Below are 13,521 nucleotides of genomic sequence, written 5' to 3'. Positions count from 1 at the left end.
CCTACCCTGTCAGCGCCACGCGGCCTTCCAGCGGGTAGGCCGGGTCGTTATAGCCCGGCGTCGAGGGATGCCCTTCCGCAACCAGCCCGTTGATCAGCGCCTCGTCCTCTTCCGTGAACTCGTACTCCAGCGCTTTTGTGTAGGCTTTCCACTGCTCCATCGTGCGCGGACCGGCGATAGTGCCGGTGACGAGGCCGTTATTCAGCACCCACCCAACGGCGAGATCGATGATCGTTGCGCCCTTGGCTTCCGCGTGGGCCTTGATCTTCTCCGCAATCACCAGGCTTTCCTCGCGCCATTCGGTCTGCATCATTCGGGTGTCGGCACGGGCGGCGCGGGTGCCTTCGGCGGGCTCGGCACCCGGCTTGTACTTACCGGAGAGAACGCCGCGCGCGAGCGGACTGTAGGGCACGACGCCGAGGCCGTAATAGTCGCAGGCCGCCAGATGCTCGGTCTCCGGCATCCGGTTCATGGCGTTGTAGTAAGGCTGGCTGACGACCGGGCGGTCGATCCCCGCCGCATCGCAGAGATTACAGATCTCCGCCACCCGCCAGGAGCGATGGTTGGAGATTCCGAAATGCCGGATCATGCCGGCATGGACCAGATCCGCCATGGCGTTCACGGTCTCTTCCAGCGGGGTCGTATGGTCTTCCTTATGCAGGTAGTAGATGTCGATATACTCGGTATCGAGCCGTTCCAGCGATTCCTCGCAGGCCTGCAGCACCCATTTCCGGGACAGCCCGCGCGCGTTCGGGTCGCCCTCGCGCATCGGATTGCCGAGCTTGGTCGCCAGCACCCAATAGTCCCGGTGGGCAGCAATGCCGCGACCGACCACACGCTCCGAATTTCCGTTGTGATAGGCATCGGCGGTGTCGATGAAATTGACCCCGAAATCCCGCGCCTCGGCGATGATCTCGTGAGAATCGGCCTCGCTCGTCGGCCCGCCGAACATCATGGCGCCGAGGCACAGTTTCGAGACCTTCAGGCCGGAGTGGCCGAGATTGCGGTATTCCATGGTTTCTTCCCCCCTATATAACGCTCCCTGATGGCTCAGGTGCGGTTCCGGAACGACAGAATAGCCGGGATGAGCGACGACCGCACTTGAGGATCGTGAAGTCTCCGTGCTCTGATGCGTTCCAATGAAAAACCGGCACCGGGAGGGCCTTCAATGACCGGACTGAGCGACACGGCACGGGAAAAGCTGGCGCATGTCAGCACCGCGACCCTGACCACGCAGCTTCTGAAGCGCGGGTTGCGCAATCAGTGCCTTCAGGGCGTCAGCCGCCTGACCGCGCACGACCGCAACATGGTCGGCGAGGCCTTCACGCTGCGGAATATCCCGGCGCGCGAGGATATCGACCAGATCAGCGCCTATGACGATTACGATCACCCGCAGCGCAAGGCCATCGAGACCATACCAGCCGGCAAGATCCTGGTGGTGGACTGCCGCCAGGACGCCAGCGCCGCCTCCGCCGGCAACATCCTGATGACCCGCCTGCAGGTGCGCGGCGTTGCCGGGTTCGTCTCCGACGGCGGCATCCGCGATTCCTACGAGATCGCGGAATACGACATTCCCTGCTATGTCGGCGGCCCCTCCGCCCCGACCAGCCTGATCAAGCACCATGCAGTGGCCGAGCTGAACACCCCCATCGCCTGCGGCGGCGTCGCGGTCTATCCGGACGATGTGCTGGTCGGCGACGCAGAAGGTCTTGTGGTTCTGCCCGCGCATCTCGCCGAGGAGATCGCCGAGCAATCCTTCGAGCAGGAGAAGATGGAAGTCTTCCTGCGGGAAGAGATTGCCAGCGGTCGCCCGCTGCGCGGAACCTATCCGCCGGACGAAGCAACCAAAGCACGCTACGTGGAATGGCAGAAGAAGCGGGACGCAGAAGCGTGAGCACTGCCGATCCGGATAACGACGCGCTGATCGCGGTCTATGATCGCAACGCACGGCGCCTGCGGACGGAATGGTCCGCAGGCGAGGACTCCGCTACCCACAGCGATAAATTCATCAATTTTCACGCTCCCTACCTTCCCCCTGCGGGAGGCCATGCGCTGGATATCGGTGCCGGTTACGGGGCCCATGTGAACGGGCTAGAATCCCGGGGGCTCACCGTGGTCGCGGTCGAGCCCGCCGCGGGCATGCGCGCGGAGGCCAAAACGCTCTATCCCGACTCCCGGGCGACCTGGCTCGATGACCGCCTGCCCAACCTCACAAAGGTCCATGCGCTCGGACGCCGGTTTGACTTCATGCTGATGAACTCGGTGTGGATGCATCTGCCGCACGACCAGCGGGATCAAGGCATGAAGTGCCTCGCTACGCTCCTTGCGCCTGGCGGCCGTTTCTCCGTGCTGCTGAGACACGGACCGGCACCGGCGGACCGGCCGATGCTCGAGTCAGACGCAGATCCCTTCCTGGCCCTCGCCGAAGCGCAGGGACTTTCCCTTATTCATCGCGAACAAAATGGCGACGAACTGGAACGCGGTGGCGTTTCATTCACCCGCCTTATTCTGACGAAATCAGGTTAATTCAATGACATATGAAACTTTGCTCTTCTCTATCGATGACAACATCGCCCGCATTACCCTGAACCGGCCGGAGCGCATCAACGCTGTCACGGCGGTGATGCATGAAGACCTGCGCGACGTCTTCACACAGCTTGAAAAACCGGGCTCCGCACGCTGCGTCATCATCACAGGCGCCGGGCGCGGTTTCTGCTCCGGGCAGGATCTTGCGGACCGCAAAGCGTCATCTACGACCGAAAGACGCGATCTCAGCCAGTCGATCCAGCAGAACTATAACCCGCTGATCAAGCGCATGGCCGCCCTGCCCATACCGATCATCTCCGCCGTCAACGGCGTCGCCGCCGGCGCAGGCGCCAGCCTGGCTCTAGCCGCCGATATCGTTTTGGCCGGCCACAACACCAAGTTCGTGCAGGCCTTCGTCAATATCGGCCTGGTGCCGGATGCGGGCGGAACCTACGTGCTGCCGCGCCGGGTCGGTCTTGCCCGTGCCCTCGGCATGACGCTGATCGGCGCCCCTGTGACCGGCAAGCAGGCCGCAGACTGGGGCCTGATCTGGTCGTCGGTGGAGGACGAGAAACTGATTGAGGAAGCCGAGGCTCTGGCAAAGACCCTGGCCGCGAAAGCCCCGCTGGCACTCGCCGGCATCAAGAAGATCATGCGCGCCTCGCTCGATAATGGACTGGCCGAACAGCTTGATATGGAAGCGGAATTCCAGCGTCAGTGCGGCTATACGGACGATTATCAGGAAGGCATCGCCAGCTTCCTCGAGAAACGCGCGCCGAACTTCCAGGGCAAATAGGCCGGAGCACTCCCATGAGCGTCGTCATCTATCACAACCCACGCTGCTCCAAGTCACGGCAGACCTTGGAGCTGCTGCGGAGCAAGGGCGTCGAGCCGGAAATCCGGGAGTATCTGAAATCCCCGCCGAGTGTTTCGGAGATCGAGGAGGTTCTGGGGCTTCTCGGCATGGATCCAGTGGATCTGATGCGGCGCAAGGAAGCGCCGTTCAAGGAACTCGACCTCGGCGACGGCTCAAAGGATCGTGCATCGCTTGTTCAGGCAATGCACGACAACCCGGTCCTGATCGAGCGTCCGATCGTCATTGCCAACGGCAAGGCCGCCATCGGCCGGCCGCCGGAAGCCGTTCTGGCGATTCTCTGACGGCTCAGGAACCAGCCGAAAAACTCATCACGCCGTATTTGCACAACCAGGTCACGAGGAGGTCCAGACGCATTCCGCGGTGCGCGGAGAATCTGTCCTCGATCATGGAAAACTGCACCGGCCCATGGTGCCGGACAAAGGCAATGACCTCTTCGGCAACAGGTGCCCGCCAGGCCTGCAGGCGCATGTCCAGACCGACCTCAACAATTTTGGCAAATCGTGCCGCAGACTGCTCAGTTGCTTCTAGGACGGTGTCGCCATCAAGGGAACAAGTCGGGAAATGCGCGAAACTGTGAAACGGGTCACCCTTCACCGGATCCTGCATATCAGCAGTATTTGTTCCGAACCCCTCCGCCGCCATGCGTAGTGCAGCAAGATCGTCCCACAGGTCGTCCAGTTTGGCGACGACGACTGGCCAGTCATAATGCTGCCGGACGCAATCTTGTCCGGCGTCGCCCATCCGGGCTCGCAGCTCGGGGTCTCCAGCCAGATCTGACAGAGAGGCGGCTGCTGCATCTACATCGACCGCCGTGTGCTGGCTTACGTTCGAGGCATATTGCAGGTAATTGTCGAGCCCCAGTGCAATCCGCTCGGCCATCAGCTGACCATCGCCAGACGGTGGTAACATGGTCGGAATCTGCAAACCTTGGACGCCGTTCTGCACGGTACTTCGGTACCCGTCCCAGTCGCTGAGTACGACCGGAAGGCCGGCCGCCATAGCCTCGACAGGTGTGATCCCGAAAGTCTCCTGGATATTGTCGACCAAGGATAGAAAGATATCCGATCCAGCCCAGCATCGGGCGACGACATTTCGGTCGTTGCCGTCCGCAAATTCGACCCGCACCGATGGTGCATGGCCTAAAGCTGCCTGTTCATAAAGAGGCCGTTCAACGGTTTCATTGGGGAACCAGCCCGCCATGATGAAACGCATTTTCTTACCGGACAGCCTGGCCGCCTGTTCCACAGCCTGGAACATCGGGCTCGGGTTTGCTTTTTCGTAGTAGGACATGCGTCCCAGCCACAGCACGACGATTTCGTCATCGGCGATTTGCAGAGCCGCACGGGCCTGGTCACGCCCTCCGACTTCCGCCATGCGGCGAGCTATGGAGGATGCATCCACCCCGAGCGGAATGACGGGAAGATGCGGCATGGGAAGTACCGAGGCGGTCGTCCCACCGCGATCGGCAATGAAACGGCCGAGATCACCAAACATCTGCTCAAGGCCCTGTTTTACAGATGGCGAGGTGCAGATCAGCGCATCCCAAGGTTGAATCGGAGACACCAGGCAACGCGAAATATATTCCCGGATGGCCGGCGGGGCCAAGGTATGGACCACGCCGACGATACTGTAGCTGCGGTCTCCACGGCCGCGCCTCTTCCAGGCCAGCTCCGCGATCTCCGCGCTACCGCGTAGCAGGCAGCCGGAAGCGGCCACTTTATCCTGCTCGAACAGGGAGGCGATGCCGAGCGACCGTGTCGGTGCACCCCAAGGGAAAATTCCTTGCTCCAGTGCCGTTTCTCCAAGCGCCCCGAAGCTGAGAAAATTCAGCTGTCCCGGATGCCGAGAGTATTTCGCGATAGCCCGGAACAGACCGACATTGGCGACATCCTTGCCGAACGGATTATCGCCAAAACCGATACCGCTCGAATTGCCTACATAGATAGAGACTGGAGCGAGACTTCTGGACACAATGCTACTTCCGATTCCTGGATATACTCGGCACGATGTCAAGCGCGACGATTCCGGTGATCGTATCGTCATCGTCCGGCAACACCTTGAACATGGCGGCATCCATGATCCGGTGCAGGGACTTGCGTTCGTTCTCGTAAAGTCCGTTCACGCCCGCATTCAGAAAATATGTTCCTGCCGTCAAGTTGCATTCGAACTCGAAGCTGACCTCGATCTCGTCACCAGCCCGGTAATCCGGCAGACCGCGCCGCAGACTGTCCGTTGTCCGGCCAGCCAACAGAACGCCCTGGATGGTTTTGATCATCATCGCGCACATGACCTGCTCGCGATCTTCCAGGAAGCGAACCTTGTACCGGAAGGCATAGTGCCTGCCGCGTACCAGGAGATTGACCGCTTCACCGTCCAGGGTTTCGATACGCGGCTGGCTGATCTCTGCCCCGAGGCTGACATAGGCCGTGCGGCTTTCCGGCACCATTTCCGTATCGAGGGCTTCTTTCGACTCCTCTCGCCCGACTTCTTCCCGGCGGGCTTCCTCATCGCGGCGGATTTCCTCGCGCACAGCGTCAAACTGCGCAGCCGGTGCATGGGTCAGCTTGTGATAGCTGGAAATCACCCTCTTCGGATCGCCGTCCATCAGCATTTGACCGTGGTCCAGCAGGACAGCCCGGTCGCAAAGCTGGGTGATCATCCCGGCTGCATGGCTGACGAAGAGGATCGTGGTGCCGCGCCGGCGCATTTCCTCGATCCGGGCAAAGCACTTCCGCTGGAAACCTTCATCTCCGACAGCAAGTGCCTCATCGACGATGAAAATTTCTGGATCGACGCTGACCGCAACCGCAAAAGCGAGGCGGACATACATCCCACTCGAATAAGTCTCAACCGGCCGGTCGAGGAAATCGGCAAGGCCGGAAAACGCGACAATATCGTCGAACTTCCCGTCGATCTCCTCTTTCGAAAGACCGAGGATTGCCCCGTTCATATAGATGTTTTCGCGTCCGCTCGCCGCCGGATTGAAGCCCGCCCCGAGTTCAAGCAACGCGGAGACCCGGCCGTTGACTGCGGCGTCTCCCTCAGTCGCGTTCAGCAGTCCCGCTACGATCTGCAGCAGCGTGGATTTACCAGAGCCGTTCCGGCCAATAATCCCGACCGTCTCTCCCCGCCCGACCCTGAAGGTCACGTTGTCCAGAGCCACAAAAGGCGTGAAGAAGGTCCGCCGCCCCCGGAAGATCGCCTGCTTCAGCCGGTCGAGCGGCTGGTTGTAGACATTAAAGACCTTCCGGACGCACCGAATGTCGATGGCAACATCCGTGTCCGTCTGCAGCACAGCGCTGTCATTGGTCTGATTATTCATACGGCGATCACAATCCGGGATGGCGCAACTGTCGACGGGTTTGAAATACAGCTCATGACAGCGATCTTACATCACCTCGACGAACCCGCGCTTCGTGCGCAGGAACCACCAGGCGCCAAGCCACAGGCACGCGACAGCCGCGGCGCTGTAATATCCCAGTAGCGTCCAGTTCGGCAGCGTGCCCCAGAGCAGGACATCCCGTGTGGCATCGACCGGCAGCGTCAGCGGATTGAGCAATAGCAGCGGGCGTACGGCTTCTGGCAGCAAGTCCGGTGGGAACAGGATGGAGCTACCGAACAGCAGGATCGTCATCATGAAACCGAGCACCTGGCCTATATCCCGGATAAAGACGCCGAGCGAAGCGACCAGCAAAGACAGCCCCGCCAACATGACAATGAACGGCATCCAGACCAGCGGCAGCAGAATCGCTGTCCAGTGCAGCGGCACCTCATACGCCAGGATCACACAGATCAGCACGACGAAGGCCATCAGCACATTCACCAGGTTTCCGGCCAGAATCGCGATCGGCAGGATTTCCAACGGAAAGACGACGCGCTTCACGTAGTTAGGATTGTCCAGCACGGCCGATTGTGCCCGTAGCAGGGTTTCAGCCAACAGCACATGCAGCAGCAATCCTGAGAACAGGACGATCCCGTAGGGCACATCGGACCGTCCGGGCACCTCGCCGAAACGCACCTTGAAGATCAAGCCAAAGACCACGGAATAGACTAGGATCATCACCAGCGGATTGACCAGCGACCAGAGGAAGCCAAGCAATGTGTTCCGGTATCGAGAAACCACCTCGTTGCGCACGAGGCTGCGCAGGATGAACCCATTGCTGCGGAGGCTTCCAAACAGCGCGAAAAGTGCGCCTGCCAGACTGACAGGCTTGGCCGGCCGGCCCGGTGCCGAAATGGCGCCGCCCATGTTGTACTCCCGATAACTTATCTCTGGCGGGGACTGTTACACCGAATGACCCCGAACCGGAAGCGCTTGAGACCATTGCGTTTCGTCGCAGCGGGACGCCTCAGCTATTCGGGCCTGCGAACATGGCCTCCATTTCGCGCCGGACCTTGACCGCATCGTCACTGTAATCAATCTCGACGTCCGCCCATTTCAGCCGCTCGCCCGTGGCGACCGATCGCTTCATTTTGACATTTTGCGCGAGGCCAAGCGGAAGGTAGCCTTCATTGAGCGAGGTCCGGGCCGGGGTTTGCTTGCCCCAAACGCTGAACCCGCCCTCTCCGTCCAGCATCTCGCCCTCGGCAAGATCCCGCTTCGCCGTGGCCACCACGTCCGAATTGAAGGCAATCGGCGCGCCGGTCGGCTCCCCCCGCAATGCAGCGGAGGCGATGGAAATACCCAGCTCGAGCCCGATCATGTGGGTCGGCCGATATAGCGAGGCGAACTGGAAGCTGCTGTCCGGGAGCATGTGGTACTCCTCGAAACAATAGCGGGCGTAATCGGTCTCGCCTTCGATGACCACAAACGTCCCGTATTGCAGGTGGCCCTCCACCTCGGAGCCGTCCCGTGTCAGCGAAGACACCACTTCCGTGGTTCCCGAATGGGTCAGTGTGCCGCCGTTCTCGACCGGTTTACAGACTTCTGCGAGGTCGAAGCGCGAGCATGGCGGGAAAGCCAGCCCGTCCGGCTGCGGTGTCAGGCCGGTAGCATTGCAAACCGCGCTCATCTCAATGCCGGACTTTGTCCCGTCGATGAAGCTGTTGAACATTTTCGGATTGAGCCGGCCGCGTTTGACGACCTCGGGGTCCCAGCCAAAATGGTCCCAGACCGTGTCCGGCGTCGACTGATGGTAGCTGGGAAGATATCGGGTTCCCTTCCCGGCCGAGACGACCTTGAAGCCGCAGGCGCGCGCCCAATCGACATGTTCGGCGATCAGCGCCGGCTGATCGCCCCAAGCGAGGCTATAGACGGTTCCGGCAAGCTCCGCCTTTCGGGCCAGCAATGGTCCGGCCACTACATCCGCCTCGACATTGACCATCACGACATGCAGGCCGTGGCTGATCGCCATCAGGCAATGGCGGATACCGGCGGCGGGATCGCCGGTTGCCTCGATCAGGACGTCGAGGCCGCCATCCCGGATCAGGGACGCGCTGTCATCTGTGATGAAGGTGCTTCCGTGCTTCTCGGCATCGTCGAAACTGCGGGCGGCGAACCGCTCCGCCTCCCAGCCGATATGGGTCAGGGTTTTCCCTGCCCGTGCCACATTGAGATCTGCGATGCCGACCACATGGATACCCTTGGTCAGGCGGGCCTGCGAAAGGTACATCGCGCCGAACTTGCCGCAGCCGATGATCCCGACTTTCACCGGATCGCCTGCGGCCTCCCTCTGCGCCAGCATACGTGACAGATTCATCCCGCCCTCCCTTGGTTTCAGACCTTTGCAGCTCAGTTCAAGATGCGGATCGGCTCTCCCGCGTGCCAGGCTTTGATGTCCTCGACCATCTCGCCATAGAACAGCTTGTAGGTTTCCTCGGTCACGTAGCCCATATGCGGCGTGAGCAGGATGTTATCGAGCGTCCGGATCGGATGATCCGCCGGGAGAGGTTCCGGCTCGAAAACGTCCACAGCAGCGCCGGCGATCCGGTTATTCTTCAGCGCGTCGATAAGCGCATCCTCATCCACGATCGGACCGCGCGAGGTATTCACCAGCAGCGCCGTCGGCTTCATCTCCGCCAGAGCGGCCGCATCGATCATGCCGCGGGAACGGTCGCTCAACACGACATGGAGGGTGACGATATCCGCCTCGCGCAGAAGCGCTTCCTTGCTCGCCGCCTTCCGCACGCCGACTTCGGCACAGCGCTCTTCGGTCAGGTTCGGCGACCAGGCGACCACTTCCATTCCGAAAAGTTTGGCAATCTCGGAGACTTGGCTACCGAGTTTACCAAGCCCGACGACCCCCAGGGTCCGGCCCTTCAGATCAACGCCGATCCGGGTCTGCCACTTGCCTTCCCGCATCATACGGTCGTCATGCGCGACCTGCCGGGCCAGCGCCATGAGCAAGGCCCAGGTATGTTCCTTCGTCGTGTTCCCGCTGGTCGCAGTGCCGCACACCGGAATGCCGCAGGCACGCGCCGCCGGGAAATCGACAGCGTTGTTCCGCATGCCGCTGGTCACGAACAGTTTCAGGTTCGGCAGACGCTGGAAGATCTCGGCTGGAAAAGGCGTGCGCTCCCGCATGGCACAGACGATCTCGAAGTCCTTCAAACGGTCGACCAGCGCGTCGTGCTCTACCAGATTATCGGTAAAGACGACCGTCTCGTACCCCTCCGGTAGGCTTCCCCAATCCGCCATACGCAGGGAAACATTCGCATAGTCGTCCAGAATCGCAATCTTCGGCATTTCCTCACCCGTCACTTTAGTTGTTTTTTATAAGCATATGTTTCACGGATATATTTTATCCGCTTCACATATATTTTTATTCGTCTTTTTGCTTCAGGTCGAGCGACGCCGAATTGATGCAGTAGCGCAAGCCGGTCGGCTGCGGCCCGTCCGGGAACACATGCCCGAGATGGGCTTCGCACTTCGCGCAATGCACCTCGGTCCTGACCATGAAGTGGCTGCGGTCCGTCGTGCTCTCGATATTCGCACCCTCTATCGGCTGATAGAAACTCGGCCAGCCGCATCCGGCGTCGAATTTCGTCTCGCTTTCAAAAAGCGGCTCACCGCAGCAAACGCAGGTATAGGTACCCGGCTCCGTGGTTTCGGCGTACTTACCCGTGAAAGGGCGTTCCGTCGCATGCTTGCGAGTCACCTGGTACTGCTCGTCTGTGAGCTGCTCCCGCCACTCGGCGTCACTCTTCACGACCTTGTCCATCATGCCCTCCAGTTCCCTTGTCAGGGCTGAGATTGTGCCAATGCGCGGTTCAGGCAAGTCACCTTTCCGCAATCCGCTATTTTGCCTTGCGCCGTTCCTCGACCAGAACGCCCTGCTCTGCGAGCGCGGTGATTTCCGCTTCGCTGAAGCCGTGCTCGGCAAGAATGGCGCGGCCATGCTCACCGAATTTCGGCGGCACTGATTTCACCGACCCGGGCGTCCGCGACAGCTTGATCGGGATTCCCCAGGATTTATACCAGTCGAGCTCGACCGCCATGTCCCTGTGCTTGGTGTGTTCGTGCGCCATGACGTCCTCCGTATTGCGGATCGGTCCGACAGGCACCCCCGCCCTCAGGAGACGGTCGCAGATATCGTTTCCGTCCTTATCCTTCAGCAAAACTTCAAGCTCCGCCCGCAAGGCATCACGGTTGGTCACGCGATCCGCATTGCTGACGAACCGCGGATCCGTCGCCAGTTCCGGCTTGCCGAGCTCCGCTGTCATGCGCTGCCAGGCCCTGTCATTCCCGCCGGCAACGAAGATATCTCCGGTTTGGGTCGAGAATTTGTCATAGGGACTGATATTCGGGTGCTGGTTACCCGTAATCCCCGGCACCTTGCCCGACAACTCGTAATTCGCGACATGCGGATGCATCAGCGACAGGCCGCAATCGTACAGCGTCATGTCGACATACTGGCCGAGGCCAGAGCTGTGCCGCTCGAACAGCGCCATCATGATCGCGTTCGCGGCATAGAGGCCTGTTCCCATATCGACCATCGGAATACCGACACGGGTCTGATCAACGGGTGTCGAGCCGTTGACGGAGAACCAGCCGGTCATGGCCTGAATGATGCCGTCATAGCCCGGAAAACCGCCATAGGGACCGTCGGAGCCAAATCCAGAAATCCGGCAATGCACCAGCTTCGGGAATTTCTCCTTCAGTACGTCCTCATAGCCGAGCCCCCACCTCTCCATAGAGCCGGGCTTGTAGTTCTCGACCAGGACATCCGCGTCCTCAAGCAGGCGCAACAGCACCTGCTTGCCCTCTTCCTTCGATAGGTCGAGGCCGAGGGACTTCTTGTTCCGGTTCACACCAATGAAGTAGGAGGCATCGCCTTCATGGAATGGCGGACCCCAGTCCCGCACCTCGTCGCCCTGCGGTGGCTCGATCTTGATGATCTCCGCGCCGTGATCCCCAAGCATCTGGGTGCAGTACGGACCGCCGAGCACGCGTGTGCAATCGACAATCTTGATCCCCTGGAGCGCGCCGGCGGATGCCGCAGTGCCACTCATTCCGTTACTCCTCAATTCTCAAGGCTGGAACCGGTCAAAACGATCCGGTCATTCTGGAAACCCGGTGACCCCGGGTCAATTATCAGGCTGCCTTTTCTATCCCGAAAACCTCGGCTGCGAAGCTCGGATAGATTTCAGCGATCTGCGCGGCAACCGGCCCCCGTATTGTCTCCAGGGTTTTGGCATCCGGCAGCCGGGTTTCCGGCACGGCGGCCGGCTCATCATAGTCAAAACCGGTCTGCTCCCGGATCTCCTCGACCGTATGCCCCGGATGGACGCTCGCCAGGCTGAAACGGCCTTTCGCGCGGTCGAAATGGAAGAGACAGCGGTCGGTAATCAGGGCGTAGGGCCCGCCCGGCCGATAGATATTCGGCTCCGAGGTTCCCGGTGCGCTGATGAAGTCGACTTTCTCCACCAGAGTACGCGGTGTGTGCTCCAGTCGGAACAGGATCACACGTGGCACGGTGAAATACATGTAGGAAGAGCCGAAGGAGCCCGGAAACCGAACCTTTGGCTTGTCCGGATCGCCGACCGAAACGAGATTGATATTCGCCTGGCCGTCAATCTGGGCACCGCCCAGGAAGAACGCGTCGATGCGGCCCTGCCCGGCGCAATCGAACAGCTCCTTGCCGCCATCGGTGAAGAAGTTGTTCGCTTCGCTGCCAAGCACCGAAACCCGGGTCCTGTCCGGATGCCGCGCCCGCGCCAGCATGGCCGCCGCTCCGGGCACCGGTGAGGATGCACCGACTGCGATATGGCTCAGCCCGTCCAGCATGTCCGCAATGGAGGCGATCAGGATTTCCTCGGCGCGGGCGTCGTCTGTCGTTACTGTCACCGTATCACTCCGCCGCCACGGCCTTGGTGCCGGCCATATAGGCGGCAAAACCATCTTCCGTGCGCGCCATCTCGACATAGCGCGCCAACTCATCCTGATCCGCATCGTAGCCGCCCGGAATGCCCAGCGGCCAGGCGCCCTGCTCCGCTTCGGCAATGGGGCCGACATAGAGCCCCGGGATCGTCCCTGCTGCCCGCACCGGATCGTCCAGCAGGTTCCCGTCCACGATCTTCTCCGCCGTCACCAGACTGGATTTCGCCGCGTGCGCCATCAGCATCAGCTCGCGCCGGACGCCGACCCAGACATTGCCGAACCTGTCCGCCAGCGGGGCATGAAACACTGCGAAGTCAGGCTGGATCGCCTTGACCATGAGGATCGGATCATCTTCGGCGAATGGGTTCTGGCCAATCACCCAGTCATCCCGGCGCTTCTCGACGTCGGAGCCGATGACGCCGCGCAACGGCATGAACGGTACGCCCTTTTCGGAAGCCTGCAGGCCGGCATGGATCGCCGGGCAGGTTGCGTCCAACATGCGAATAGTGGCGGCTTTGATAGATGCACTGAACCGGGGCGCCAAACCGAACTCGCCGAGCGTGACCGCCGCCGTTTCCACGGTACCAACACAGCCTGCACCGATCAGCTGGTCCGCCTGGAAGCCGAGAGCGGGAACGCCGACCAGATGAAGGTCGCGGACATTGCGAGCGATGATGGCGCGCACCAAAGCCATGGCGCAGTATGAATAATCCGGCGGCAGAGCGATTTTCGCGCCGTCACTCACCCGTGCCGCCAACCCTTCAAGGTCGAGCCGGATGGCATCCATTGTCATTCCTCC

Annotated in this window: 14 protein-coding genes; 4 read left to right on the top strand and 10 right to left on the bottom strand. The window is 60.9% G+C overall.

The window, feature by feature from the left end; all coding sequences use genetic code 11:
- Position 1 precedes the first annotated feature (1 nt).
- Complete coding sequence (locus VOI22_RS04270; protein ID WP_323795333.1) at positions 2 to 1,015, bottom strand: aldo/keto reductase; 1,014 nt, start codon at positions 1,013 to 1,015, stop codon at positions 2 to 4.
- Positions 1,016 to 1,168: 153 nt separating this feature from the next.
- Between VOI22_RS04270 and VOI22_RS04265 the strand changes: the two genes are divergently transcribed.
- The 4 genes from VOI22_RS04265 to arsC are packed head-to-tail and all read left to right on the top strand — an operon-like array spanning position 1,169 to position 3,684.
- Positions 1,169 to 1,894 (top strand): ribonuclease activity regulator RraA, encoded by a 726-nt coding sequence (locus tag VOI22_RS04265; protein WP_028465210.1) that lies wholly within the window; start codon positions 1,169 to 1,171, stop codon positions 1,892 to 1,894.
- Positions 1,891 to 2,526: a class I SAM-dependent methyltransferase gene (locus tag VOI22_RS04260; RefSeq protein WP_323795332.1), complete on the top strand. Its 636-nt coding sequence runs from the start codon at positions 1,891 to 1,893 to the stop codon at positions 2,524 to 2,526. Before VOI22_RS04265 ends, VOI22_RS04260 begins: the two co-directional genes overlap by 4 nt.
- A gap of 4 nt (positions 2,527 to 2,530) precedes the next feature.
- Positions 2,531 to 3,322 carry an enoyl-CoA hydratase-related protein gene (locus VOI22_RS04255; protein ID WP_323795331.1) on the top strand — a complete coding sequence of 264 codons (792 nt, stop codon included), beginning with the start codon at positions 2,531 to 2,533 and terminating at the stop codon, positions 3,320 to 3,322.
- A 14-nt stretch (positions 3,323 to 3,336) separates the two neighbouring features.
- A complete protein-coding gene (arsC, locus tag VOI22_RS04250; RefSeq protein ID WP_323795330.1) occupies positions 3,337 to 3,684 on the top strand; it encodes an arsenate reductase (glutaredoxin) in 348 nt (115 codons plus the stop codon).
- A 4-nt stretch (positions 3,685 to 3,688) separates the two neighbouring features.
- Here the strand turns inward: arsC and VOI22_RS04245 are convergent, their stop codons facing one another.
- From VOI22_RS04245 to VOI22_RS04205, 9 genes are all read right to left on the bottom strand, one after another.
- On the bottom strand, positions 3,689 to 5,374 hold the full coding sequence (locus tag VOI22_RS04245) for a glycosyltransferase family 4 protein (protein ID WP_323795329.1): 1,686 nt from the start codon (positions 5,372 to 5,374) through the stop codon (positions 3,689 to 3,691).
- Between the two features lie 4 nt (positions 5,375 to 5,378).
- Positions 5,379 to 6,725, bottom strand: a complete 1,347-nt coding sequence (locus tag VOI22_RS04240) for an ABC transporter ATP-binding protein (RefSeq protein WP_323795328.1) — start codon at positions 6,723 to 6,725, stop codon at positions 5,379 to 5,381.
- A gap of 66 nt (positions 6,726 to 6,791) precedes the next feature.
- On the bottom strand, positions 6,792 to 7,652 hold the full coding sequence (locus VOI22_RS04235) for an ABC transporter permease (RefSeq protein ID WP_323795327.1): 861 nt from the start codon (positions 7,650 to 7,652) through the stop codon (positions 6,792 to 6,794).
- 100 nt (positions 7,653 to 7,752) lie between these two features.
- Positions 7,753 to 9,102 carry an NAD(P)H-dependent oxidoreductase gene (locus VOI22_RS04230; protein WP_323795326.1) on the bottom strand — a complete coding sequence of 450 codons (1,350 nt, stop codon included), beginning with the start codon at positions 9,100 to 9,102 and terminating at the stop codon, positions 7,753 to 7,755.
- A gap of 32 nt (positions 9,103 to 9,134) precedes the next feature.
- A complete protein-coding gene (locus tag VOI22_RS04225) occupies positions 9,135 to 10,088 on the bottom strand; it encodes a D-2-hydroxyacid dehydrogenase family protein (protein ID WP_323795325.1) in 954 nt (317 codons plus the stop codon).
- A gap of 76 nt (positions 10,089 to 10,164) precedes the next feature.
- Positions 10,165 to 10,620: a peptide-methionine (R)-S-oxide reductase MsrB gene (gene msrB / locus VOI22_RS04220; protein WP_416366076.1), complete on the bottom strand. Its 456-nt coding sequence runs from the start codon at positions 10,618 to 10,620 to the stop codon at positions 10,165 to 10,167.
- Between the two features lie 19 nt (positions 10,621 to 10,639).
- Positions 10,640 to 11,854, bottom strand: coding sequence for a CaiB/BaiF CoA-transferase family protein (locus VOI22_RS04215; RefSeq protein WP_323795324.1), 1,215 nt, complete (start codon positions 11,852 to 11,854; stop codon positions 10,640 to 10,642).
- Positions 11,855 to 11,936: 82 nt separating this feature from the next.
- The gene (locus VOI22_RS04210) at positions 11,937 to 12,689 is read right to left on the bottom strand and encodes a CoA-transferase (protein ID WP_323795323.1); all 753 of its coding nucleotides are present in this window, start codon (positions 12,687 to 12,689) and stop codon (positions 11,937 to 11,939) included.
- A gap of 4 nt (positions 12,690 to 12,693) precedes the next feature.
- Complete coding sequence (locus VOI22_RS04205) at positions 12,694 to 13,509, bottom strand: CoA transferase (protein ID WP_323795322.1); 816 nt, start codon at positions 13,507 to 13,509, stop codon at positions 12,694 to 12,696.
- Positions 13,510 to 13,521: the final 12 nt, after the last annotated feature.

Origin of the sequence: Nisaea sp. (assembly GCF_034670185.1) — a bacterium.
GTDB lineage: Bacteria > Pseudomonadota > Alphaproteobacteria > Thalassobaculales > Thalassobaculaceae > Nisaea.
This window is presented reverse-complemented; position numbering and strand designations above follow the sequence as displayed.